Source organism: Anabaena sp. TISTR 8404 (genome assembly GCF_056847745.1).
In genome coordinates this window covers 4,542,455-4,567,791 of the sequence record NZ_CP180578.1, presented here as the reverse complement: position 1 = coordinate 4,567,791, position 25,337 = coordinate 4,542,455, and the positions used below count along the sequence as shown (strand labels likewise).

General features: G+C 40.6%; 23 protein-coding genes and 1 pseudogene. 18 read left to right on the top strand and 6 right to left on the bottom strand.

Translation table 11 applies throughout. The annotated features are described in order from the left end of the window. The first annotated feature begins 103 nt into the window (after positions 1–103). The 10 genes from ACMX3D_RS19825 to ACMX3D_RS19780 all read left to right on the top strand — a co-directional run bounded on the left by ACMX3D_RS19825 (position 104) and on the right by ACMX3D_RS19780 (position 9,931). Entirely contained in the window at positions 104–964 is an 861-nt protein-coding gene (locus tag ACMX3D_RS19825) for a phycobilisome rod-core linker polypeptide (protein ID WP_482747560.1), read from the top strand. Positions 965–1,007: 43 nt separating this feature from the next. Beyond that, positions 1,008–1,250: a phycobilisome linker polypeptide gene (locus ACMX3D_RS19820; protein ID WP_190700964.1), complete on the top strand. Its 243-nt coding sequence runs from the start codon at positions 1,008–1,010 to the stop codon at positions 1,248–1,250. Between the two features lie 10 nt (positions 1,251–1,260). Beyond that, on the top strand, positions 1,261–2,091 hold the full coding sequence (locus ACMX3D_RS19815; RefSeq protein WP_482747559.1) for a HEAT repeat domain-containing protein: 831 nt from the start codon (positions 1,261–1,263) through the stop codon (positions 2,089–2,091). 154 nt (positions 2,092–2,245) lie between these two features. Continuing rightward, positions 2,246–2,845 (top strand): HEAT repeat domain-containing protein, encoded by a 600-nt coding sequence (locus tag ACMX3D_RS19810; RefSeq protein ID WP_482747558.1) that lies wholly within the window; start codon positions 2,246–2,248, stop codon positions 2,843–2,845. A 40-nt stretch (positions 2,846–2,885) separates the two neighbouring features. Then, positions 2,886–3,725 (top strand): phycobilisome rod-core linker polypeptide, encoded by an 840-nt coding sequence (locus tag ACMX3D_RS19805; protein ID WP_482747557.1) that lies wholly within the window; start codon positions 2,886–2,888, stop codon positions 3,723–3,725. Positions 3,726–3,876: 151 nt separating this feature from the next. Beyond that, complete coding sequence (locus ACMX3D_RS19800) at positions 3,877–4,620, top strand: phycobilisome rod-core linker polypeptide (RefSeq protein ID WP_482747556.1); 744 nt, start codon at positions 3,877–3,879, stop codon at positions 4,618–4,620. A 155-nt stretch (positions 4,621–4,775) separates the two neighbouring features. Continuing rightward, the gene (locus tag ACMX3D_RS19795) at positions 4,776–5,489 is read left to right on the top strand and encodes a phycobilisome rod-core linker polypeptide (RefSeq protein ID WP_482747555.1); all 714 of its coding nucleotides are present in this window, start codon (positions 4,776–4,778) and stop codon (positions 5,487–5,489) included. Positions 5,490–5,599: 110 nt separating this feature from the next. Further along, positions 5,600–6,367, top strand: a complete 768-nt coding sequence (locus tag ACMX3D_RS19790; RefSeq protein WP_482747554.1) for a phycobilisome rod-core linker polypeptide — start codon at positions 5,600–5,602, stop codon at positions 6,365–6,367. 318 nt (positions 6,368–6,685) lie between these two features. Next, positions 6,686–9,223 (top strand): bifunctional serine/threonine-protein kinase/ABC transporter substrate-binding protein, encoded by a 2,538-nt coding sequence (locus tag ACMX3D_RS19785; RefSeq protein ID WP_482747553.1) that lies wholly within the window; start codon positions 6,686–6,688, stop codon positions 9,221–9,223. A gap of 246 nt (positions 9,224–9,469) precedes the next feature. After that, positions 9,470–9,931 (top strand): orange carotenoid protein N-terminal domain-containing protein, encoded by a 462-nt coding sequence (locus ACMX3D_RS19780; RefSeq protein WP_482747552.1) that lies wholly within the window; start codon positions 9,470–9,472, stop codon positions 9,929–9,931. 167 nt (positions 9,932–10,098) lie between these two features. Here ACMX3D_RS19780 and ACMX3D_RS19775 read toward each other — a convergent pair whose 3' ends face one another. After that, positions 10,099–10,911 carry a carbonic anhydrase gene (locus ACMX3D_RS19775; protein ID WP_482747551.1) on the bottom strand — a complete coding sequence of 271 codons (813 nt, stop codon included), beginning with the start codon at positions 10,909–10,911 and terminating at the stop codon, positions 10,099–10,101. A 57-nt stretch (positions 10,912–10,968) separates the two neighbouring features. After that, positions 10,969–12,480, bottom strand: a complete 1,512-nt coding sequence (locus ACMX3D_RS19770; protein WP_482747550.1) for a hydroxysqualene dehydroxylase — start codon at positions 12,478–12,480, stop codon at positions 10,969–10,971. 123 nt (positions 12,481–12,603) lie between these two features. On the opposite strand from ACMX3D_RS19770, the pseudogene ACMX3D_RS19765 reads away from it, so the two are divergent. Further along, positions 12,604–12,702, top strand: a pseudogene (locus tag ACMX3D_RS19765) (Uma2 family endonuclease); the annotation flags it as partial. 162 nt (positions 12,703–12,864) lie between these two features. Here ACMX3D_RS19765 and ACMX3D_RS19760 read toward each other — a convergent pair. Both ACMX3D_RS19760 and aroF read right to left on the bottom strand, forming a co-directional pair. Continuing rightward, the gene (locus tag ACMX3D_RS19760) at positions 12,865–13,425 is read right to left on the bottom strand and encodes a Uma2 family endonuclease (RefSeq protein ID WP_482747549.1); all 561 of its coding nucleotides are present in this window, start codon (positions 13,423–13,425) and stop codon (positions 12,865–12,867) included. A gap of 175 nt (positions 13,426–13,600) precedes the next feature. Next, positions 13,601–14,473: a 3-deoxy-7-phosphoheptulonate synthase gene (gene aroF, locus ACMX3D_RS19755; RefSeq protein ID WP_482747548.1), complete on the bottom strand. Its 873-nt coding sequence runs from the start codon at positions 14,471–14,473 to the stop codon at positions 13,601–13,603. A gap of 345 nt (positions 14,474–14,818) precedes the next feature. Between aroF and ACMX3D_RS19750 the strand changes: the two genes are divergently transcribed. The 5 genes from ACMX3D_RS19750 to ACMX3D_RS19730 all read left to right on the top strand — a co-directional run bounded on the left by ACMX3D_RS19750 (position 14,819) and on the right by ACMX3D_RS19730 (position 19,727). After that, complete coding sequence (locus tag ACMX3D_RS19750; protein WP_482747547.1) at positions 14,819–15,106, top strand: hypothetical protein; 288 nt, start codon at positions 14,819–14,821, stop codon at positions 15,104–15,106. Between the two features lie 117 nt (positions 15,107–15,223). Beyond that, positions 15,224–15,718 carry a hypothetical protein gene (locus ACMX3D_RS19745; RefSeq protein WP_482747546.1) on the top strand — a complete coding sequence of 165 codons (495 nt, stop codon included), beginning with the start codon at positions 15,224–15,226 and terminating at the stop codon, positions 15,716–15,718. Positions 15,719–15,847: 129 nt separating this feature from the next. Next, a complete protein-coding gene (locus tag ACMX3D_RS19740) occupies positions 15,848–16,555 on the top strand; it encodes a pentapeptide repeat-containing protein (RefSeq protein ID WP_482747545.1) in 708 nt (235 codons plus the stop codon). A gap of 418 nt (positions 16,556–16,973) precedes the next feature. Then, positions 16,974–18,797, top strand: a complete 1,824-nt coding sequence (locus ACMX3D_RS19735) for a sensor histidine kinase (RefSeq protein ID WP_482747544.1) — start codon at positions 16,974–16,976, stop codon at positions 18,795–18,797. A 105-nt stretch (positions 18,798–18,902) separates the two neighbouring features. Continuing rightward, on the top strand, positions 18,903–19,727 hold the full coding sequence (locus ACMX3D_RS19730) for an NAD-dependent epimerase/dehydratase family protein (protein ID WP_482747543.1): 825 nt from the start codon (positions 18,903–18,905) through the stop codon (positions 19,725–19,727). A gap of 42 nt (positions 19,728–19,769) precedes the next feature. On the opposite strand, the gene ACMX3D_RS19725 is transcribed toward ACMX3D_RS19730, so the two are convergent. Beyond that, positions 19,770–21,359, bottom strand: coding sequence for a glycoside hydrolase family 57 protein (locus ACMX3D_RS19725; protein ID WP_482747542.1), 1,590 nt, complete (start codon positions 21,357–21,359; stop codon positions 19,770–19,772). 699 nt (positions 21,360–22,058) lie between these two features. Between ACMX3D_RS19725 and ACMX3D_RS19720 the strand changes: the two genes are divergently transcribed. Then, positions 22,059–22,616, top strand: a complete 558-nt coding sequence (locus ACMX3D_RS19720) for a DUF2808 domain-containing protein (RefSeq protein ID WP_482747541.1) — start codon at positions 22,059–22,061, stop codon at positions 22,614–22,616. 47 nt (positions 22,617–22,663) lie between these two features. Here ACMX3D_RS19720 and hemW read toward each other — a convergent pair whose 3' ends face one another. Further along, entirely contained in the window at positions 22,664–23,845 is a 1,182-nt protein-coding gene (gene hemW, locus ACMX3D_RS19715; RefSeq protein ID WP_482747540.1) for a radical SAM family heme chaperone HemW, read from the bottom strand. Between the two features lie 249 nt (positions 23,846–24,094). Between hemW and ACMX3D_RS19710 the strand changes: the two genes are divergently transcribed. After that, entirely contained in the window at positions 24,095–25,171 is a 1,077-nt protein-coding gene (locus ACMX3D_RS19710; RefSeq protein WP_482752383.1) for a PIN/TRAM domain-containing protein, read from the top strand. Positions 25,172–25,337 lie beyond the last annotated feature (166 nt).

The window sequence follows — 25,337 nt, the reverse complement described above, 5'->3', positions numbered from 1 at the left end:
AGTTGGATCTGGCTCCGGGCATAGTTTTATGTGGGGATAAATAAAAAGCTTATTAGTGCAAGCAGTCGGCGCTAACCGCCGAACATCAATAGGGGGATAGAAAATGGCCATTACAGCAGCAGCATCTAGGCTAGGGACAGAGCCTTATAGCGAAGCACGTCGAGTTGAACTGCGCCCCAACGCCAGCAAAGAAGAAGTCGAAGCCGTGATTCGTGCCGTGTATCGGCAAGTCTTGGGTAATGATTACATCATGGCATCAGAACGCCTTGTAAGCGCAGAATCACTCCTGCGGGATGGAAACCTGACAGTGCGGGAGTTTGTGCGTAGCGTTGCCAAATCAGAACTCTACAAAAGCAAGTTTTTCTATAACAGCTTCCAAACTCGTTTGATCGAACTCAACTACAAACATTTGTTGGGTCGCGCTCCTTACGATGAGTCAGAAGTTGTTTATCACCTCGACTTGTACCAAAACAAAGGCTACGACGCTGAAATCGACTCTTACATTGATTCGGTAGAGTATCAAAACAACTTCGGCGACAATATCGTACCTTACTATCGTGGTTTTGAAACTCAACCAGGGCAAAAAACAGTAGGTTTTAACCGCATCTTCCGGTTATACCGTGGTTATGCCAATAGCGATCGCGCCCAAGTAGAAGGAACAAAATCTCGGTTAGCGCGGGAATTAGCTGGTAACAAAGCTTCCTCAATTGTTGGGCCTTCTGGCAGTAATGACAACTGGGGCTTCCGAGCAACAACCGATGTGGCTCCCAAACGGAATTTAGGCAACGCCGTGGGAGAAGCTGATCGCGTTTACCGCATCGAAGTGACAGGACTGCGCAATCCCGGCTACCCCAGTGTTAGAAGAAGCAGTACAGCTTTTATCGTACCTTACGAGCGGCTTTCTGACAAAATCCAACAAATTCATCGGCAGGGCGGCAAAATCGTCAGCATTACATCAGCCTAGCCGAAAATTGGGATTGTAAAACCAAACAGGAGATATAGAAGTAATGTTCGGTCAAACCACACTTGGTGCTAGTAGCGTTTCTTCATCTGCTAGCCGCGTATTCCGTTACGAAGTTGTAGGCTTGCGGCAAAACTCAGAAACCGACAAAAATAAATACAATATTCGCAACAGCGGTAGTGTATTTATTACAGTGCCATACAGCCGGATGAATGAAGAATACCAAAGAATTACCCGCCTCGGTGGCAAAATCGTCAAGATTGAACCGTTAACTGCTGAAGAGGAATAATCCCCTGGTAATGATGGAACCCAGTGGGGAAGCATTTCCCGCAGAGAACGGGCCACAGCTCACACCAGAACTAGCACTCGCTAACCTGCAATCTCCAGATTTAAGTCTCCGCTATTATGCAGCTTGGTGGCTGGGCAAGTTCCGGGTTAACAGAGCCGATGCAGTAGATGCTTTAATTGCAGCATTAAAAGATGAAGCCGATAGAACAGAACTCGGAGGTTATCCTCTAAGGCGGAATGCAGCTAGAGCATTAGGTAAGTTAGGTGATACCAGAGCAGTACCCAGCTTAATTGAATGCCTAGAATGTTCTGACTTTTACGTGCGTGAAGCCGCAGCCCAATCTTTAGAAATGTTGCGCGATCGCTCCGCCGCATCAGCACTAATCAAAATGTTAGATGGGGGTGTAGCCGAGGCCGTGCAAGTACCGGGACTCCCTCATCTAACCCAGCCCTACGAAGCAGTTATAGAAGCCTTAGGAGCCATCGGTGCAACTGAGGCAATTCCTCTCATCCAGCCTTTCTGTGAGCATCCATTACCACGAGTACAATGCGCTGCGGCCAGAGCTATGTACCAACTAACACAAAACCCAATCTACGGAGAGCGGTTAGTAGAAATGTTGGCAACAGGCGATCTGAAATTGCGTCGCGTTGTCTTAGGGGATTTGGGTGTAATTGGGTATTTGGCAGCGGCAGATGCGATCGCTCAGGCTAAGGTGGAAAATAGCTTCAAACTTATTGCCCTCAAAGGATTGTTAGAACATCAACTTACAGATGAGTTAGATGGTTTATCTGTATCTGATGACGCAATTCGGGTAATGAACTTGATGGATTCACTTTTATAGTCAATAGTCAATGGTCATTAGTCCATAGTCAATAATCATTAACATTGACTATGAGATTTACCCAGAAATTAGATTTTGACCATTACCATACAAGGTCTTGATACTAGTTTACGGACATATTGACCATTGACCATTGACCATTGGCAGATGACGAATGACTGATGAACTAATTAATGCCGTCGCCTTAGCAGATACACCAGCGAAAATGGTGACAGCAGTGCAGAACTTGGCAGCCACAAAAGATGTAACTGCAATTCCTACCCTGATTGCTGTATTTGGTTATAACAACCCAGCAGCCGCAGCGTTAGCAGCAACTGCCCTCACAGAAATGGGAGAAATCGCAGTACCGCAGCTACTATCTCAAATTGATGATTACAACTATGGCGCGCGGGCTTATTCGATTCGCACCTTAGCGGCGATCGCTGACCCTCGTGCTTTAGATTTATTAATCAGTGCAGCTGCTACAGACTTTGCTCCTAGTGTCCGCCGTGCTGCTGCCAAAGGATTAGGAAACTTACACTGGCATAAGCTAGATTATCCCGAAAGCCATACAGCACCCAAAAGAGCCTTAGAAACACTTATATTTATTTCTCAAGACTCTGAGTGGTCAATTCGGTATGCCGCTGTTGTTGGTTTACAAGCCTTGGCACAAAATAGCGATTTGCAACAGCCTATTTTCGCCAGACTGCAAGAAATGCTGACAACCGACACCGAAAAAGCAGTCCGCGCTCGTGTGCAACTAGCTTATCGTTAATAAGCTTGTTTGTTTACCATAAAACAAGGTAAAAGTAAATATGTCAATACCACTACTTGAATATTCACCAAGTTCTCAAAACCAGCGGGTAGAAGGTTACGAAGTACCCAACGAAGATACCCCAACTATTTATCGCTTATCTGCTGCCACTGACGATAAAGATATTGATGACATTATCTGGGCAGGATATCGGCAAATCTTCAGTGAACATCTAATTATTAAAAGCAATCGCCAACCCTTCTTAGAATCGCAACTGCGAAATCGGGCAATTAACGTCCGGGACTTGATTCGCGGCCTAGGTAAATCTGAAGTTTTCCGCACCCAGGTAGCAGATATCAACTCTAACTACCGTTTAGTTGACCTGATCTTAAAACGGTTTTTGGGGCGGGCTGCCTATAATAAAGAAGAGGAAATTGCCTGGTCAATTGTCATTGCCACCAAGGGCTTACATGGTTTTATCGACGCATTGCTAGACAGCGACGAATATCAACAAAACTTTGGTAACGATATCGTACCTTACCAACGCCGTCGCTTTAAAGATAGACCCTTTAACTTAGTTAACCCACGCTACAACAATTACTGGCGCGATCGCCAGACCATGAACTTCCTCGGTGGTCGTTCCTTCTACAGCGCACGCACCACAGGTTATGCCTCTAAAGAAGAAATTCGTCGCGTAATTCCCAGCAACTTCTTAGCAATGGCTGGAAATCTAATCACCAACGAACGCAATTATCAACGCATAACCGCTTCAGTTGTCTCCCAAATCAAAGACATCAAAATTCCCGACAACAGTCGTGAAGTAGGCACTCCTCAACCAACAGTCAAACCCACAGCCGTTGCACTACCTTACCGTTACCTTCCCGGCAACCGCACCACCTAGAAAGCAGAAGGTTCAAGTCAAAAGTTGAAAGTCAAAAGACAGAAAGAGAAATATTACATTTCAGACTTCAGACTTCAGACTACCCTGCGGGAACGCCAAAGGCGAACAGACTTCAGACTTTTTTCATGACAAATGACCAAACTCTAAAACTATGGCAATTCCCTTACTAGAATACAAACCCAGTTCTCAAAACCAGCGCGTCCCTGGTTACGAAATCCCTAACGAAAACACTCCCAGACCTTACCGCATAGAAGACTGCGCTGCTGATGGTGATATTCAAGAATTAATTTGGGCAGCTTATCGGCAAGTTTTCAGCGAACATGAAATTTTAAAATTTCATCGCCAAAGTAACTTAGAATCTCAGGTAAAAAATCGTGCCATTACCGTGCGTGACTTTATTCGGGGTTTAGCTAAATCTGAAGCTTTTCGGAGTTTAGTCATCGAGACAAATTCTAACTACCGTCTGGTAGAAATTGCCCTGAAACGTTTTTTAGGTCGTGCGCCTTATAATAAAGACGAAGAGATTGCTTGGTCAATCAAAATAGCGACTGCTGGTTGGGATGGTTTTGTTGATGCCTTGATTGATTCTCAAGAATATCTCACCAACTTTGGCGAAAATATAGTTCCCTACCAACGCCGCCGCTTCAAAGATAGACCTTTCAACTTAGTTACCCCTCGCTACGGCAACTACTGGCGTGACAAGCTAGAAGATGCTCGTTATAAAGAAGGCGACATCAAAAACTTCTTGGCTTTGGCTAACTCCCTCAGCATTAGAACAGTTAGCTACACACCAGTTAACATCGCCAACATCAAAATTCCTGACACCACAAGAGAAACCGTACCCCAAGGTATTCCGGTGTCTATCAATTCCAGTGCTAACTTCCCCGTGCGGTAAGGGCTTTTTTTCAGTGGTTTGATAAAGGTATAAGAAGGTTACTTGGAAAAAGAATGGAGACAAATGGATTGATAGATATATCTAAAATCCAAAATCCCAAATCTAAAATCCAAAATTTATAAGATGCCAACCTTATTCTAAAGGCGGTCTTTAGTATGGCATTACCTTTACTGGAATACAAACCCACAAGTCAAAATCAAAGAGTTAGTAGTTTTGGTACAGCAGATATCAACGAAGATACACCTTATATCTACCGTTTAGAAACAGCTAACTCTCCTAGCGAAATTGAAAGACTAATTTGGGCAGCATATCGCCAAGTCTTTAATGAGCAGGAAATTCTTAAATTTAACCGCCAAATCGCCCTAGAAACCCAACTCAAAAATCGGTCAATCACGGTTAGAGACTTTATCCGAGGTTTGGCTAAATCAGACCGATTCTATCAGTTAGTTGTAACACCAAATAACAACTATCGGCTGGTAGAAATGTGCCTGAAACGTTTGTTGGGTCGCGCTCCTTACAATCAGGAAGAAGAAATAGCCTGGTCTATTCAAATCGCCACTCGCGGTTGGAGTGGATTTGTGGATGCTCTGATTGACAGTGAAGAATACACTCAAGCCTTCGGTGACTACACTGTACCTTATCAGCGCAAACGTATGACCATAGACCGACCATTCAGCTTTACACCCCGCTATGGTGCTGACTATCGAGATCGGGCAGGTATTGTTAACACTGGGCGTTATCGTTCTACGTCATATATATCTAGCAAGAACTTTGATGGAGCTGCATTACTCGGCGTATTACTTGTAATGTCCGCAGGAATAACTTTCTTGTTGGTACTAAATTGGTTAGGAATTAATACTGGCTTCTAACCTAATGCGGGACAATAGATAAAGCATGAGTGAGGATTTGAGCAATCAAACCTCCTCATTCTTCACCAGCTAATCTCTGTGTAATCTTTTAATAAGAGGAAAAAAGCAGCATGGCACTGCCACTACTTCAATACAAACCAAGCAGTCAAAACCACCGAGTCAAAAGCTTTGGTGTTGCTGACCAAAATGAAAATACACCCTATATCTATCGTTTAGAAGATGTCAGTTCTTACACTGATATCCAAAACATCATTTGGGCAGCTTACCGCCAAGTTTTCAGCGAACATGAAATTCTGAAGTTCAACCGCCAAAAAACTTTAGAATCTCAACTTAAAACTGGCGCAATTTCCGTGCGTGACTTTATTCGTGGTTTAGCTAAGTCTGAAGCTTTCTATCGTTTGGTTGTTTCAGTCAACAACAACTATCGTTTAGTTGACATTACCCTCAAACGCTTATTAGGTCGTTCTGCTTACAACAAAGAAGAAGAAATCGCTTGGTCAATCGTAATTGGAACCAAAGGTTTTGGTGGGTTTGTTGATGCTATTGTAGACAGCGAAGAATACTCTCAAGCCTTCGGTGACAACACCGTACCCTATCAACGTAAACGCTTGGTAGACCGTCCTCATAACTTGGTGACACCTCGCTACGGCGAAGACTTCCAAGAAAAAGCAGGTACAGTTCAAACCGACTGGCGCTTTACTTTGGACAAATTCTACACCCGCAAGTTCCAAGAAAAACGTCTTGCCGAAGGTGATCCACGCAAGTTTGCAGATTTGGCAGCAGCAATTAATCCTGGTGGTAACTACGCTCAAAAACTCTCTGCATTTGATATTGATTATCTTGCAGCAGTGCCTTACCGTGGTGGTAGCAGACGCTAAGATTAAAAATCTAATTGTCTAAAATTTTATACTGGGTCTAGTTTTTGCGTTGATGTAATAACCAGCAGCTGATGTGTAGTTGGATATTGCATTGAGTGGAAGCTAGACCCAGTAGCTTTTATATAAGGTATCTCAAATCATTTGTGCTAGACAAAAAAACATCTTATTATACAAAAAAATATACTCAGCAATATCCTAGTGATAATTGATGCTTGCTCAGGATTGGAATTTTCCAAGTGTGTTCTGTGGAATTATTACGTTGTTGATATTGAACAAATATAGGCGATTTATCACTCTGTTTTACCTCAAGGTTAATCTATGAGAGTTTACTGTACAAATCCTCACTGTCGAACTCCAGAAGACGAAATTGCTGATGAATTTCGCCACGCCAAGGGTAAACAAAAATTCTGTAGTAATTGTGGAATGCGACTAGTTTTAAAAAATCGCTACATATCTTTAGAACAAATAGGTAGTGGAGGATTTGGCAAAACTTTTCGCGCCTGGGATTGTAATTTAGAACATGAGTGCTTAATCAAACAGTTACGACTAACAAATATTTCTAACGCACCTTGGACACCTGCACAGTTGCAATATATTCAAAATTCTTTTAAAAGAGAAGCACAAGCTTTACGCCATTTAAACCATCCACAAATCCCTAGATTATGGGATTTTTTTGAAATTTCTGCTCCTAATCCTGATGAATCTGAACAAGTAGTAGAAGCCACACAAATATTATTTTATTTGGTACAAGATTATATACACGGTAGCAACCTGCGACAAATAAAAAACGAACAATGGTCAGAAGATGAAGTTGTCAATCTTTTGCAACAAATTTTGCCAGTTTTAGATTATATCCATAGCTTGCAACCTGTGATGTTAATCCACAGAGATATTAAACCAGAAAATATTATTCTAGAACAAAGAGGAATTCCTTATCTTATAGATTTTGGTGCTGTAAAACAAGCGATCGCAGGTATACCCGCAGAACAATCAATAGCTATATCAACGCCTGGATACGCCTCACCAGAACAAAGAGCAGGTTTAGCTGTATCTCCATCTTCAGATTTATATTCTCTAGCAGCCACTTGTGTTTGTTTACTAACATTAAAACCACCGGACAACTTGCGAATTGGAGACATCTGGAGTTGGAGAAGATATGTTGATGTTAGTGACAGACTTGCCACGATTTTAGATGCTATGCTGTCGGCTGATATTAGCTATCGTTTCCAGTCAGCGCGTCAGGTAATGGAAGTTTTAGAAAATAAAGAAGTATCAGCGTCAACGTCACTACCAAAACAATTATTTACACAGGAACAGTCTTTACAGACAGTATCTCAAAATTCATTTCCCACCCAAAATCAGCAGCTAATAACACAAGAACAGTCTTTACAACAATTGTCCCAAGAATCATCATTACCATCAGTACCCTTATGGAAAAAAGTACTAATGGTATGTTTCGGAAGTGGAATTATAGGCTTGGGTACTTGGGCATATTTTGCCTTACAGCCTAAAACACTTTGTATTGATGATTCTTACTTTAGTTGTGGAGAAAAACAACTGATTACCTCACCACTAGGTTTGGGAAACAACATTGACTTTGAACAAGGAGCAACAGCTTTTAAAAATCAAAATTATGATAAAGCAATTTCTAGCTTTTCTAGATATTTAAATAATTTTAAGAAAAATGATCCTGAAACTCGGATTTATTTAAATAATGCTAGAGCTGCTAAAAGTAAACAATTTATTAAAATCTCAGTATGTGTTCCAATAGAAAGTGACAATGGCTTGGCTGAACAAATTTTACGTGGAGTGGCTATTGTTCAGGACGAAATTAATACCCAAGTAAACAAACTCATAAATGGACAGATGTTACTTGTCCAGATTTGCAAAGATGAACACCGAACAGATACCGCGCAACAAGTTGCTAAACAAATTGTTGAGCAAGATAAACAGACTCTAGGTGTTATAGGGCATAATTCTAGTTTAATCACTTTAGCGGCAGGGAAAGTTTACGGAGATAAAAAATACGGTAATGAAAGATTAGTCAGCATCTCTCCTACTAGCACAGCTGTAAGAGGAACTACCTTTAATCAAGCAGAGATTTTTGAAATTAATGATTTTGTTTTTCGGGTTTCTCCAACTGATGACAAGATATCTGAGGTTCTCAGTAATTACATTTTGAAAAATGAACGTTATAGAATAGCAATTTTTCTGAATAGTAAAGAGCCTTATAGTAAATCTTTTAGTCAAACTTTTAGTGAAAGATTTAAAAAAATTATTGGAAAGCAGGGAGAAATTGTTAATAAATGTGATTTAGCTGGATATCAATTTAATACTATATCTCAATGTTTAGAAGCTGTAAAACAAAGTAAAGCTGACTGTATTGTATTGACGATAAGTGATGATATATTACAACAGGAAATTGCCAAAATACTACGAAGTAGTGGAAATGCAATTATTTTAGGAGGAGATACATCCTATGTTAATATCTCACAAATTAGTGAAATACCCTACGCTAAGTTAGTTGTTGCTATTCCTTGGCACAGAAGCAATGATAATTTATCTGTAATAGAGGAAGAATCTCTCAAACTTTGGGGAACTACAAAAATCAGCTATGCAAGTGCAATGACATACGATGCAACTCAAGCACTGGTGGAAGGTTTAAGGAGAAGTGGTAAGAATCCAACCCGAAAACGTTTATATGAAGAACTAAGTAAGTCTAATTTTGTAGTAGAAGGTGCTAAAACCAAAGTGCAGTTTGATCAGAAGCACGATCGCATTGTTAACGAACAAAACATAAAAGATTTAGTTTTTTTAGTTTCTCCTAAAGATGGCGAGTTTCAAATAATTAAATAACTCTTCATTTTTTACACCAGTTGTATTGTATGCTACTGGCGATCGCACTCATCTTTTTGACTGTAATCCGTTATTTGCTAGTCTCCAATGTATTATTTACATCTGTCAAAAGCGGCAAAAGTCATTTCTGTCTCCAGTAGGGTTAAAGCAAAACGCTTGATTTATAGCATTTTGAAAGTGAGTGACAGATAACTGCCATAAGTAATTTTCATTACTTTGTTGAATTCAAGCGATCAGAGATATTTTATGACTTACGCAACCGACGAACGCACAAGACAGGCTGTACAACAATTTCGCCAATTTGATGTTGATACTCAATTAGCTTTACTATGGTTTGGCTATCTCGATATCAAAGATGAAATTCTTCCTTCAGGAAATGTTCCTGCTGAAGTAGATACAGCTAATGCTGTATATGATCAAATCCTGGCTTTGCCAAGAGAAAAGCAATTACAAGCACAACGTGATATCGCCAGCAATGCAAACTCTGATATCAGTCGTGCTTACACTAGCTTACATTCCAGTGGCAAATTGGAATTGTGGTTACGCCTAGCACAAGGTATGGAAAACAATCAAATTATCACCGTACCTTCTGACTATGAATTACCTGAAGAAACAAATGATTTTGTAGAAAGTATTGAAAACTTAGATTTGGAACAGCGCATTGATTTTATGCGTAGTGTTGTATTAGAAATGGGTGCGAAGCAATAATTTGCTATCTAAGAGTGCGTTACTAAAATAACGCAGACTCCATGAATAGATTTTGTGATCGCAAAAATAGTAATTGCGATCGCATCTTCTATTTCTGCGACTCCATGAATAGATTTTGCGATCGCAAAAATAGCAATTGCTATCTCAAAAATTAAATAATCGCCAATTCAGGTTTTATCAGCATTAGCACTTTCAAAAACTATCCGCTCATTTAAGGCTTGAATTGGGCGAGCATTATGAGGAAATAGCTGAGTAAATTTAGCTATTTGTTCACTCGACACTTCAATGGGAGTTTCCATCACGTACCATGTAACATTTTCTGAACAAGGTGGGGTGGTAAGAGAACCAGAATAAGTTAAAAATCTGCGTTCTGTCGGTAAGAGAGAAGAGGCGTTAATAATAGTATCTTTTGCTTGCTTTTCTTCGCCCTGTGTTTGTGGTATCACATCCCAAATAGTTTGGAGATTGGGGTTAAACTCTCCTGCTTTTAAGAACACACCAACTACTGCTAAATTACCTGCTTGACTACGGTGAACGAAATGTAGTTCCATATCGTATTCCTCACCATTGAGGTGGTGTTCGCTGGGGTGGTGAAAATGGAACTGAAGCAGATGGTAAACTTGGCGTTCACTCTCTATAAAACTTCCTGGTTGATAGTTAATTTGAATCGTTTTACCATTATTAATTAAATTCAAAGGTGTTGGCTGATATTTAACTACCAATGATTCTGGATTTTTGTTATCGATACTTTTGACATTGGCAGTTTGTAAATCAATCGGTGTTTGTCTTTTGCCTGTATAACAAAGCTGAAAATCAGGTGAAAGTTTACCCCAATATTCTGGCCCTTGTTTGCCGATATATCCCCAATTTATTGTTGTAGCTGCTGCGGCTGGAGAAGTCAAATAATTAGAAACAGAAGTTCCCAAGGCAGTCATACCTAATAACTTTAGCAGTCGCCGTCTATTTAGAATCTTACTCATAGCAATTTTTGATTTTTGAGGAAAAGCTTTGATTCATTCTTCGGAGTTTGCCAATTGCTAGGGCAACCAAAAATCAGGCAAGATAGACTTAGTTAGTTGACGGACTGTTTGGTTGAGCGATCGCCCAATTTTAATATGCACTTCATCGTCGTGTACAGGTAAAATATCGGCAGGCTGCCCTTCTCCTAAATAGGACATGACAAAATTCGCTGCTTCTAAACCTGTAACATAAGCTTTTTCTTGCGACCATGAACCGTGATGGTTGACAATCCAATCACCACTCATAAATACATTGGCAAAACTTGTTCTGGCTGGCAACATATAACGATAGCTACCTGGCGCAAAGTGAGTCACTGCATTTGGCAAGCGAATTACACTGCTATCAATTACTTTTGCTTGCTTAAATGCTGGTACACAAGTTGCTAAATAATTCTTAACTATTGGAATAATTTCTTCATCACTTAGATTGACAAACTGATTAGCATGATAGAAATCAGCTTCAATTACTGTTCCCGGTTCATTTTGATATTCATCATGCAGTGAATTCAAATCAAAAAACGTCCATCCGGTAGTAGCATCAAAGCCAAAGCAAGCATTAGAAGGACGAGGTACATCAATTTTACGGTCAAACCACAACCGTGTTGCTAAAACATCAATTGCCCCTAAATTACTTAAATTCTGAAATTCTTTGCGACTTTGTAAGCTAGGACTGGAAGAAACAATTTTCTTCATGCCAGTGATACCAACAGCAAAAATCACGGCATCAGCATTAAACACTTCATCGCCACAAACTACACCTGTGGCGCGATTATTACTATCAATAATTAAATCCGTTACGCGATGTTTTGGTAATACTTTGCCGCCAGCTTTTTCTATTTTTTCTACCCAAGGACGGAATATTTTTTCGCCTACAGTTCCACGACACCAAACAACATCAAAATTAGGCTGATGCGCCAAAATAAAATAATAAAGCATCCCTAATGTTGCGGCAGCAGAACATTGTTCACCAGGGGCAAACAAACCTACCAACAACATCGGCTCAAACGCATCACGATAAAGTCTGGCAGATACACCAAAATCTTTGAACAATTCCCGCGCCGTCACAGAATCATAACGCCGCCAAGCTGCATCAGAATTATCAAAATCAACTACGGCATATAGTAAAGGTAGGGCGCTGAGACGTTCAACAAGTGGCAGCCTTTGAAACTGAGTGTAGAGAAATGTGCCTAAAGGTGCAGGTAGTTGGGGTAATTCTTGAAAAATTGGTGATTCTACTTCTAAACCTGCGGGTGAATATTGGGCAGAACGAGTCCAAGTAGTGAAGGGATTAAGATTTAATTCGTTGATGAGGGCAAAAATATTTCCGTAAGGATACCAAAAGCCATGAATGCCAGCTTCAACAGATTTACCACCTGGGGTTTGCCAACCTGCAACTAATCCACCAGGATAGGGGCCTGCTTCGAGAAGTGTCACATTGTACCCTTGCTTGGCCAAATGGTAAGTTGCGCCTAAACCAGCCCAACCTGCACCAACAACTACGACACGTTTTTGTTGTGACGCTTCTGCCATTTTGCCCTCCGAATTTTTGCAGCCCATCAATTAATGTATACGAACTTGCATTCAGCCGGAGAGGGAAATTTTCTGTGACAAAATAGTTTTATTATTCTGGAGACGATGCGATCGCAACGACCTATGGTTTCTACAGTCAAGCACCGCTACACTTTGGATGAATATCGCGCCATTGAAGAAAAAGCGGAAGGACGCAACGAATATCAAGATGTAGAAATAATGTAGTTGAAAAATTTGCTGTTTTCTTTATGACATAAATTCGTGTCACAACGACAAGGTTTCATGTCATAACGACAGAGTTTCGTGTCATAACGACAGGGTTTAGTGTCATAACGACAGGGTTTAGTGTCGTTACGACAGAGTTTAATGTCATACATACTTTTACTACAACAACCAAGCAAACAAATCTTTAACAGTCAGCTGAAGTTCACTCATAAAAGATGGTACAGGGATGAGTGCGTCTGGCTCATCAAACACTGTGGTTTCTTGCTTGGGTTGATAAACAAAGACTGTTTGCTCATCAGGGTCAATTAACCAACCCATTTGAGTACCATGTTTTAAGCAATGAAGAATATTTTTCGTGACTTTTGTTTGATTTTGGTCAGGCGACAAAATTTCAATTGTCCAGTCTGGTGCAAGAGTAAAGGTATTAGCTATTTCTCCGTTTTCATCACGAGGAATGCGATTCCACATAAAAACCGTAATGTCAGGTACGGTTGAACGTCCGCCAAATGTACAACGCAACTCAGGAAATGCACGGGCGATGCGTTTAGGCTTAACTATATTATTGATAGCAGGGACAAATTCTCCTTGAATTGCGCTATGTTTTCCCTGTGGCATTGGTTTCTGGATAATTTGACCATCAATATATTCGTTAGCCGGTTTTGTTTCTGGTAGTTTGAGGAATTCTTCTAAAGTTATGGGTTGAGTTGGGGTCTGTACCATTGAGACTTCCTTGCTATCAAATGAGGATGAGTACTTTTTTAACCTCTCCCCCAACCCCTCTCCTACGAGGAGAGGGGAGTAAAATCCTCCTTTTTTACTCCTCCCTTGCCTTTTAGGAGACGGAGGTTGGGAGAGAGAGGTCTGTCAAATTCACCGTAATATATTTGATAGAATTCTAAGCCGCGCAACAAATAGGGGCAGGTTTTAAGCCTACCCCTTTGTTCTCTGATATTCTGCGTCCTACGGCAGATGCTACGGGCTTTAAAGTTTCCACTAAATTCTCCATGTCTTCTAAAGATAGTGCTTGACGGGCATCAGAGACGGATTTTTCTGGTTCTGGGTGACACTCGATAATTAATCCATCTGCGCCGCAAGCGACAGCAGCTTTGGCGACAGGTGCGACTAGTTCGCGTTTACCAACGGCGTGGGAAGGATCTACAATTACCGGCAAATGAGTGATTTGCTTGAGTGCTGCAACTGCACCCAAATCTAAGACGTTGCGGGTGTAATTGTCGAAGCTGCGAATACCGCGTTCACACAGCACTACATTAGGATTTCCATGACTGAGGATGTATTCAGCAGCCATGACGAATTCTTCAATGGTGGCGGCTAAACCACGTTTAAGCAAGATTGGTTTGTTAGCTTGTCCCAAAGCTTTGAGTAAGTCGAAGTTTTGCATATTGCGGCTGCCAACTTGCAGCATATCAGCATGGGCAGCAACAACTTCAATTTGGGAAATAGACATTACTTCAGTGACTACAGGGATATTGTAGAGCGATCGCACTCTGGCTAAAACTTCTAATCCTGCTTCTGCCATTCCCTGGAAAGCGTAAGGTGAGGTGCGGGGTTTGTAAACTCCACCGCGTAAGGCTTGCACTGGTGCAGATGATAGCTTTTGCGCAACAGTTTCCATTTGTTCTAAGCTTTCGACTGTACAAGGGCCGCCAATCATTACTAATTCTTCACCACCGAAAGCCACTGTCTCTGAGAGTTTAACAATTGTTTGGTGGTTGGGATGAGATTGGGAGGCAAGTTTGGCGTTAATCATTGTTGAATTCTCCAAAAGTATGAAGTATGAAGTATGAAGTTTGAAGTCTGAAGTCTGAAAAAGGGAAAGATTTGATAGCGACTGCAAAACCAGTTAGGAAATAGTTGATTACTCAAAGCTTTAAACTTACTGGGTTTCTACTCAGCACTCAGCAACGCCAGTTCGCTCAAGTCGGGAAACCCGCCCACGCGACTGGCTCCTCAGCACTCAGCACTTTGCTATAAAAAAAGCCCGGAAACTGAGAGTTCCGGGCGCGTTCTGACTGATTGGCATGACGCTATTTACCCGGAGTTTGCTCTAGGCCAAAAGTAAAAGCTATAAAACCAGTTGTGGAAATTAGTCATCATGTTTAATACTCCTAAAAACAAAAAAACCGCAGAATGGGCTTCTGCGGTTCACCGGGCGGTTTCCAGTCGGAAACGTGACTCACTCCCGGTGAACCGCCTTAAACCAAAAATAAAAGTAGTAATTGCTGCTGAACATTTATGCTGCGCTGAGATAGAAAATTTAATAGATAGTTTCCTTGAGCTTCACGATAGCAAAAGCGATCGCTTGCGTCAAGAACCACACAACACCAAAAAAGCGATAGACTCATTACAACTCTGGGAATGGAGGCTTGTGGCTGGTTGGTAACTGAAAAATAAGCTTAAAGGCATCACAATGAGGAGAATCAGTTCTCGCAAGCCCTTTCAAGCTTGGTTATTCAACTTTGCACGAACACATTACTTTTGCGCAAAACTCAGTTTTATTATGCCCAGTTCCAAAATCTTCAGCAAATCTTTTGACTATCATGAAGTTTACCCTTGCCCAGTTTGTCGAGTCGGTAAAATTTCACAAATGCCGTTAATGGAGACTATGGCTTGTGATTTCTGCCAAGAGATTTTTACTGTCAACCTAGAGCAACAGCAAATCAAAATGCCTTCGCGTCAACCACCTTTAGTTTGGCGTTGGAATGGTTTTAGTTGGACAGAAGCTCAGTTAGAAGGTGTGGAGTTGGGTTGGGGTTATGCCATTGCTGCGATCGCTTTTGTATTTCTTCCCACTACTTTAATTGGTATTGTCGCTTTTTACTTTCCCCCATCTATTGATTCTCCCCTCACTTGGATACCATACATCTGGACTATCTTAACTTTTTTGTCACATTTATCAATTGTTTTGTGGATTATTGTTGAGGTTTATCAAATTCCTGTTGCAGCATATTTCCGAGCTATGAATCGATGGCGAAATGGAGAAATAGGAAGATGACGAGGACACAGATAAAAAGAGACAATAACCATTGACTATTAACCCCTTCGGGGTTCGCCAGTCGCTCATGGAGGAAACCTCCAAGACCGCGCTGGCTCACCATTGATTATTGACTATTAACAACATCCTATGAACGAGTTGGAGCGGTATTATCGAGTCTTAGAATTAGAGCCTGGAGCAACAATTGACGAAGTAAACCAGGCTTATAAAGATTTAGTCTTTGTTTGGCATCCCGATCGCCTTCCCAAAGATAATATCCGCTTGCAACAAAAAGCTCAAGAAAAGCTCAAGGCAATTAATGAAGCGCGGGAAAAATTGCGCTCTTACAATGGTAATTCTGGCAATGGTAAGCATCATAATGCTTCGCACAATCAGTCATCTCAATCAAATGGGAAGCATAATCACGCACCTTACTACCAGCCACCTCAACCAAAAAGACCAGCGCAAACTACTCATCAAGCACCAACTCCGAGTCCAGATTTGAGTGGTAAAGATTTCAGTCGCGCAAATTTAAGTAACAAAGATTTATCTGGGAGAAACTTGAGTTATGCAAATTTAAGCGGTGCAGACCTCAGTGATACTTTTATGCACAAAGTGATTCTTAGAGGTGCAAATTTGTCAGAAGCAAATTTATTTAGAGCTAACCTACTTTTAGCCGACCTTAGAGAAGCAAATTTACGTAATGCTAACTTAATTGGTGCAGATCTCAGTGGCGCTGATTTGCGGGGAGCCGACTTAACAGGCGCAAGAATTCGTTCTGGCGATCGCTTGCTGGTGAAACTGATTGGTGCTAACTTAGCAGGTGCAATTATGCCAGATGGTACGATTCATAATTAATCATTAACAGATGAGTGCGATCGCCATCTCTTGTAACTTTGCTCTCAAGGGAAATGCGACATCTGATAGTAAGCAAATTACGAATTACGAATTTGTATAGGACTCATATTTGATTTGTGCGAAGCTAGGTACACTTTTATTCCTTCTTACCTGTTCCCCGTTCCCTGTTCCCCGCTCCCTTCCTACGCAAATGTTTTCAGGAATCAAATCGGATTCCTATATAAGAATTACGTATTTTAACTAATCTCAAATTGAGATTTATCACAGAAAATGTAGCCATTAATATTTTTGTTGCATCTCCTGCATTTTGTTGGCTGCCATAATATTAAACAAAATGCACTTGTTAATTAAGTGACTGTGGCTGACACTACATATTTAAGTTAGGCTAAAGCCATTTGTGTGGGGATAACAAATATATATGCAATCTGCCAAAGCTAAAAATGCTTCTGTGAAAGATCATCAAAATAATAATTTTTCTACAAAAGACTCTGTAGCTCAAGCACAATTAAATCATCAAAGTTGGATTTCTAGGCTAGTTAATAATCTTAGTATCAGTAAAAAAATTGCTTGGGGTTATACTTTAGCTCTAGGCGTTGCTGTTGTGGGAACGGTAGCTGGTTTTACGTTAGGAGATTACTACCAGCGACAAGCCTTAATGCAAAAAGAAGAAAAATGGCAAGAAATTCAGCTAATTTGGAATCTTCACGCTGTTTTGCTAGAGTTACAAGCTCATCAAGGAAAAATCTTAGTTTTCTCAGATTTAGAACGTTGGCAAGAAGAACATACTCATCTACTACAATACTCTTCTGAACTCCAACAACTTTGGTCAGAACTCACAACTTATGCTAATAAGTCTAGCAACAACCAAGATAAAAATATAACCAATTTTTTGCAAACTTATAAAAGTACTTCTCAAGCATATAGCCAGCAAATAATGGCACTATTAAGTAAAGTTAACACATCTAATTTAAAATCAGAGAATATAGCCCTAGTAAAAAAACAATTGTTAACTTTTACTCAAGGTAATACATATATTCAATTACACAATGCTACAGAAGCTTTAGAAAAATTGCTTGCAGCTTCTCATCAGAATTTTCTTCGCAAAGAAGCAGCTGTATTAGCTACAGAGAAAGTGCGAGACAGAATTATTCTCATGAGTATGTTGTCATCGATAGCGATCGCTATTTTACTAGCTCACTACACCAGTCGAGCGATCGCTCGTCCTCTCAAAGCAGTTAATGATATTGCACTTCAAGTTACCCAGGAATCTAACTTTAATTTACAAGCACCAGTCACCACAGCCGATGAAGTGGGGATGTTAGCAGACTCTCTCAATCAACTAATTCAAAGAGTCAATACACTTTTAGCCGAGCAAAAAGCAGAAGCATCACGACAGTTAATTCAAAATGAAAAAATGTCTAGTCTCGGCCAGATGTTAGCGGGAGTAGCACACGAAATCAACAACCCTGTCAACTTTATTTACGGTAACCTGCAACATATTAACGTCTACTTTCAGGATTTATTAACGCTGATTGAAGCCTACCAAGCTAAAATCCAAGATGATGAACTTGATTCTTTAACAGAAGAAATTGACTTAGATTTTTTGAAACAAGACTTGCCAAAATTACTACAATCTATGCAAGTCGGCGCTAACCGTGCTAAAGAAATTGTTTTAAGTTTAAAAAACTTTTCTCGTCTAGATGAAAATGAAGTTCACTTGGTAGATATACACGCTTGTATTGATAGCACATTATTAATCCTCAATAACCGCATTAAAAAAGGGATAAATGTAGTAAAAAAATATGGAACACTACCCAACATTGAAGGTTATAGTGGTGCATTATATCAAGTATTTATGAATATTTTATCTAATGCAATTGATGCTTTAGAAGAACAAGAAAATCAACAAGAATCACAAGAAATTATTATTATTACAGAGCATCTTTATGAAGACTGGATAGAAATCAGAATTACCGATAATGGTTCGGGAATTTCTCCTGAATATCAACAAAAAATATTTGAAACTTTTTTTACTACAAAACCTATTGGCATTGGCACAGGTTTAGGATTATCAATTAGCTATCAAATTGTCGTAGAAAAACATCATGGTCAGCTAACTTGTGAATCGGAAGTAGGTGAAGGAACAACATTTGCGATCGCTTTACCCATCAAACACCCAACCGACAATGACAAGCCTGTAGATTATAGCAAATTAGCTTGTGCAATCAATACTATTGAATAGTAAAAAATAATTTAAATCCAATTGGCGATCGCTATTTAACTTAATGAAGATTTTTGGCTGTGCAAGCCTTAATATTATTTATGTTCAGTAAAAGAAGAATAATCAATGAATATTGCCATCATTGGTTGCGGTTATGTAGGTTATGCAATGGCTAAATATTGGCAGCAAAAGATGACTTTTGTTGTTACCGCTACCACAACTACCCCTGAACGCATAACAGAACTACAAACTGTAGCGCAAAAAGTCGTAATTGCCCAAGGAAACGATACTGAAACACTTCAAGCAGTTTTGCAAAATCAAGATGTAGTATTGCTGAGTGTGGGTGCAAAAAGCGCAAATTTATATGCAGAAACTTATTTAGAAACTGCCAAAACTTTAGTTGCGATTTTGCCACAATTACCTAATATCAAGCAAATTATCTACACAGGTAGTTACTCTGTTTATGGCGATCGCAATGGTACTACGGTAGATGAAGATACACCAGTTGAGCCAACTCATCCTCAAGGAATAATTCTTAGAGAGACAGAAAAAGTTTTACTCTCAACCGCCAGTGAGAAATTGCGAGTTTGTATCTTGCGCTTGGGTGGGATTTATGGAAATAATCGAGAACTAATTAAAATATTTGGTCGTGTATCTGGTACAACTCGTCCTGGTAACGGGGAGGATATCACGAATTGGATTCATTTAGATGATATTGTCAGTGCGATCGAGTTTGCCCGTCAACAACGCTTACAAGGTATTTATAATTTGGTAGATGATGCACATTTAAGTAGCCGAGAATTGCTTGATACTTTATTTACCAAACACAACTTACCCAACGTGCAATGGGATAGTTCTCTCAAAAGTAATCGGCCATATAATGCCACAGTATCCAATCAAAAAATCAAAAACGCGGGATATAAACTCATTCATCCTCAGATGATTTTTTAAGCAAAGTAGAGACGTTGCATTGCAACGTCTCTACAAATGGGATTACAAAGGACGATAAACCCGATAGTTAATTTCCGGGAAGATATTATCCATTAATTCGATTTTTTCTAGCCAACCGCTGTCAACTTTACCAATTTTGACATCTTCATAGAGTTTATTAAACCGCATGAGGTGCGATCGCGTCCGGCGTACAGCATAAGGAACCATTGTGCCTGTCCGCATAATAAATGCCCAGTCAGAAGACTGCGCTAATAACAGTTCTCGTGCTGCTTGGTTCAACGCCCGCCATTCCAACTCATCGGCTGGTTCCAGCTTAGAGATTTCAATCATGCGTTCTGCGGCTTTGTGCAAATGCGGATAAATCCAAGCATTTGTCTCATTCAACCAATACTCATGGAAACCTTTGTAACCCCAACTTGATTGGGAAGGACGGCAAACTTGCTGGGTTGGTTCTGCCCGGAGATAATCTGCCAAGTGGGTCATTTGATATGTACCTTGGTCATACCATGACTTACGGAACAAGTAATCAATGAACCAAGGGCCTTCGTACCACCAATGTCCAAATAACTCCGCATCGTAGGGCGAAACAATGATTGGAGGACGTTGCATTATCCCGTAAAGATGCTCAACCTGCCGTTCGCGATTATACATAAAGTTACCAGCATGTTCCGCTGCCTTTTCCCGCGCCCAGTAAGGGTCATACAATGCCTTATCTGATAAGCCTAAACCGCGTCCAGTAATTTTATGGTACTTAATCCCCGTATTTTTTCGTTGACCATTGGGCATGATGTAGGGTTTGATGTACTCATATTCTGCTTCCCAGCCCAAATCTTTGTAAAATTCTCGATATTCTGCTGCACCAGGATAGCCTACCTCAGAAGACCATACCTGCTGTGAAGATTCATGGTCTCTGCCAAACGCTGCAACCCCTGTTTCTGTAAAAATTGGAGCATAGCTGCCAAAGCGTGGACGAGGACGAGCGTAGAGAATACCATGCCCGTCAGTCAGGAAGTAGCGTAACCCAGCATCTGCCAGCATCCGCTCCAGGCCTTCATAGTAAGCACATTCCGGCAACCAAATACCTTTAGGCGGACGACCGAAGGTTTGTTCGTAATGTTCGCAGGCTACTTGAATTTGCGCCCACACGGCTTGGGGATACATTTTCATCAGCGGCAAGTAGCCGTGAGTCGCACCACAAGTGATAATTTCTAAGTTATTACTGTCTTGGAATTGCTTAAAAGCAGTTACCAAATCACCGTTGTAGCGCTCCCACATTTCCCGCGCTTCGTTAAACTCAGTGGCGTAGTGTTCAGCCAGATAACGAATATGCCCGTTGTGGGCGTTATGCTCGATTTCTAATTCTGTAAGTTCCTCTAATTTGGCTAAGTGAGCATCATAGCGTTCTTGCAGCAGCGGATCGCGCAACATTGACACCAAAGGCGGTGTCATACTCATGGTGATTTTAAAGTCGATACCGTCTCGCTTTAAGCCTTCAAAGACTTTTAGTAAAGGAATATATGTTTCGGTAATGGCTTCATAAAGCCATTCTTCCTCCAGCACATAGTCACTTTCTGGGTGACGAACGAAGGGCAGGTGTGCGTGAAGTACAAGCGCGACGTAGCCAATAGCCATAGTAATTTTGGGTGATACTGGTAAATTTAAGGTCGAGGGGTTTGGCAGAAATTAACAATATTTTAAGACCTTCTGGGTATCGTGGTGGTCTGATTGTATTGAGAAAATTGAATTTGAGAGATAAGCTAATCCGGTACAAGGCAGGACGTAGAGTCTTGATGTTATCTGTCGCAAATCTAAAACCCTGCCCCCTGCGCCCTGCTCCCCTGCGGCTTATTTGTATCAAACTTCAAGTGAAACGGTATATTTCGTGTTTTATCTATCTGCAACCATGCTGTTGAGCAAGTCAAAAGCTACAGCAGTAGCCAGAATAGTATTTAGGTAGGCATTAAACCATCACAATGTTTGAGATTTTTAGTTTTCTTTGAAAGAAAAATCTCAACTATAAATTGCAACCAATTAATAGTTAATCTAACTAAAATTATGTAATAAAAACCCTCTAAAGACAGAGGTTTTTTCGTAATTTATATATATTTAAATGCCCGTAAAACCATCGTCTTATGAGCCATACGTCGCCTCAAAAGTATGAGGTTTACTATCAACTTTTAACTATTACTAACATAAAAAAATAATTGCTATACTGAAAAAATCTTGAAAACAATCAGAAATTGCTCAGCAAATTTATAGACAGTTGCTGAGAGTTAGGTATGGGTTTAACAACCCATTTCATGAGTTAACGAGTTAGAAAAAAATAAAATTATGAAGTACGTCAGCAGCTTTTTAAGCACGCTGTTTATTGGTGTAGGTATCTGTTCCTTACCTCAGTTTGCAGCGAATGCAGTTACTTTGAGTAGTGGTACGATCGCTTTTGCTCAACCACCAACTCTGGTTAGCACTAGTACCCCATACAATGAAACGAGTGTGTCTGATACGACATATTATTTTACGGTCAAAGTACCAGCCACCGCCGGGGAATCACTGCAACAAGTGACTTTTACCCAAGTCTCAGGCACAGAAGAAATTGAATTTAATCCAAATGATACCTTGGCTTTTGTTGGTACACGCGATCGCCGCGGCGAAAAGTTAGCAGTCAAGTCTGTGGTTAGCAACGACAAACAGAATTTCACAGTCACTTTTGCTAATCCTGTACCACCAGACCAAACCGTGACAATTGGTTTGCGGACTTACCGTAATCCTGTTAATGATGGAGTCTACTTATTTGGCGTAAAAGCATTTCCCTCTGGACAGCAAACAGTTGGTCAATTTCTCGGTGTAGGTCGTTTGCAATTTTATAAAGATACCTATTCAGAAGGTTAGGAAATTGGGCATAGAGACGCGAAATTTCGCGTCTCTACTATTGCCTGTTATTCCAATTTATTGAATAAATCAGCCAAAATTACATTAGAAAATAAAAATCCTTCTGGGTCACTTAATTGCAACCTTCCTTCTGCAACTTTTACCCAACCTTTCTCAAAGTACGGTTGCAAACATTGATAAATTTCTGCTATTTTTGCTTCTCCAAACTCCTCTTGTAAGCTGGAGACACTAACACCTTCAGCCAAGCGTAACCCCAACATTAAAGTTTCTAACAACACTTCAGCTGGTGGAGTTACTTCACAGTCAATTATGCAGCCAGCTTGCACCCATTGGTAATATTCCTGCGTTTTGCGTGGACGAGTGTAGCGCTTCCCGGCTGTATAACTTGCTGCACCCATACCAAAACCATAATAAGGGCGGTTTTCCCAATAAACTCGATTATGCTGACACTGATGTCCAGGTCGTGCATAATTAGAAATTTCATAATGCTGATAACCTGCACCAGTCAATACTTGCTGTCCTATTTGGTACATTTTGACTGTAGTTTCATCTGTGGGTAGAGGTTTATCGCCGGGTTTGTAGTAGCGACCAAAAGCTGTTCCTGGCTCAATCGTTAAATCATAGATAGAGATATGCGTCGGGGAGATAGCGACTGCTTTTTCTAAAGAATCAGACCATTGATCTAAAGACTGATGTGGCAACCCGGAAATCAAATCTATACTAAATTCGGGAATCTCGACTTTGTGAATTAATTCGACAGCTGCAAAGATATCTTTAACTGAGTGCGATCGCCCAGCTACTTTTAACAATTCTTCTTGAAAGGCTTGTACACCCAAACTTACCCGATTCACACCCAAGCGACGATAGCCTGTAATATGCGCCAAATCGAATGTCCCTGGATCTACCTCCATCGAAATTTCTACTTCTGGCGCAATGCCAAAACGTTGCTCTAAAGATTCTAGAATTTGTGCCAACTGCTCAACTGAAAGCAGCGAAGGAGTGCCACCACCAAAAAAAATTGTTTTCAAAGATTGACCAAACACTGGTGTAACGGCGATTTCTTGACATAAAGCTGCCACATATTGGGAGATTGTACCTGATGTTTCACCCCGCAAGCGATCGCCCACAACAGACACAGGAAAATCGCAATAAAAGCACCGTCGTCTGCAAAAGGGAATATGTACATAAGCAGAACTGACAATGCTAGAAATATCAAATTTTGAATTCATTATGAGCAATAATTACTTAACTTAACAAAGAATTACAAATTGCCAAAATAAGAAGTTTTTTTATGGTTTTTTATCGTTTTACAACAAAACCATGAAAAATTTTAAAATAAAGCTCTTTAGTTATAATATTTGCAGATATTCCCTGCTTCAACCCTTAGTCTAAGTCAATATTCATTATTGTCTCTTAGCGATGAAATCAAAAACATTTGACTTTATCGGGTAAAACAATTGCAGGAAAACAACACAACCATGCTTGATGCCATTATCATTCTCTCATTCATTTTGGCAGCAGCAGGCATAGGTTTCTACAGCACCGATCTGCTACCTGATGGCACGCTAGATCGAGTGACCAACCTAGAAGCTTTACGCCTCACAGTTGCCGTCTTTGCCGCCATTATTGGCGGTGCAGTGGGACTGAGTTTCCAGACGACCTATCGCCGCCTAGAAGCACAAGTCCGCGAAATGCCACTGGAAGTCATCTTAACGCGTGCCATTGGATTAGTCATCGGCTTACTACTGGCAAATTTAATGCTGGCTCCGCTATTTTTGCTACCAATACCACCAGATTTTAGTTTTATCAAACCCTTGGTGGCAGTGGTTGGTAGTATTATTCTAGCTGTGACAGGCATGAATTTGGCAGACACCCACGGTAGAGGATTATTGCGATTAATTAATCCCAACACAGTGGAGACAATGGTAGCAGAAGGTACATTAAAACCTGCGAATACCAAAGTTTTAGATACTAGCTGCATAATTGATGGTCGCATTGAAGCACTCCTAGAAACCGGGTTTTTAGAAGGGCAAATTATTGTGCCACAATTTGTATTACAGGAATTGCAGCAAGTAGCTGATGCCAGTAAAGACCAAAAGCGGGTGCGGGGAAGACGAGGTTTAGAGATTCTCAACCGCATTAAAGAAGCTTATCCAGAACGCATCTTAATTAACCCTATTGACTACGAAGACATTGCAACAGTCGATGCGAAATTAGTCCGCTTTGCCCAAGAAATCAACGCGACATTGTTAACCAACGACTACAACTTGTCAAAAGTAGCCAGTGTGCAGAAAGTACCCGTGTTAAACGTCAATGATTTAGTTAACGCTGTCCGTCCCACCTATTTACCAGGCGACTACCTCGACCTCAAAATCCTCAAAGAAGGGAAAGAACCAAGTCAGGGTATTGGCTATTTAGATGACGGCACAATGGTTGTGGTTGAAGAAGGCAGCAGTTATGTAGGGGGTGAACTGCGGGTAGTAGTCACTAGTGCCTTACAAACCTCAGCCGGACGGATGATTTTTGCCAAACCCCAAGCTTCAGCATTGGCGTGAGGGAAATGTCTGGTTCAATCACAATTAAATCATCGGTAATGTGCGATCGGTGTAGAAAATCTGCACCGATTATTTTTTGTTTGGCGTTGCATAAATGCAGGATGAATTGAGATGTGTGGCCAAAATGAAAGATTGATTTTTTGCGCCTTTGCGCCAAACAAAATTC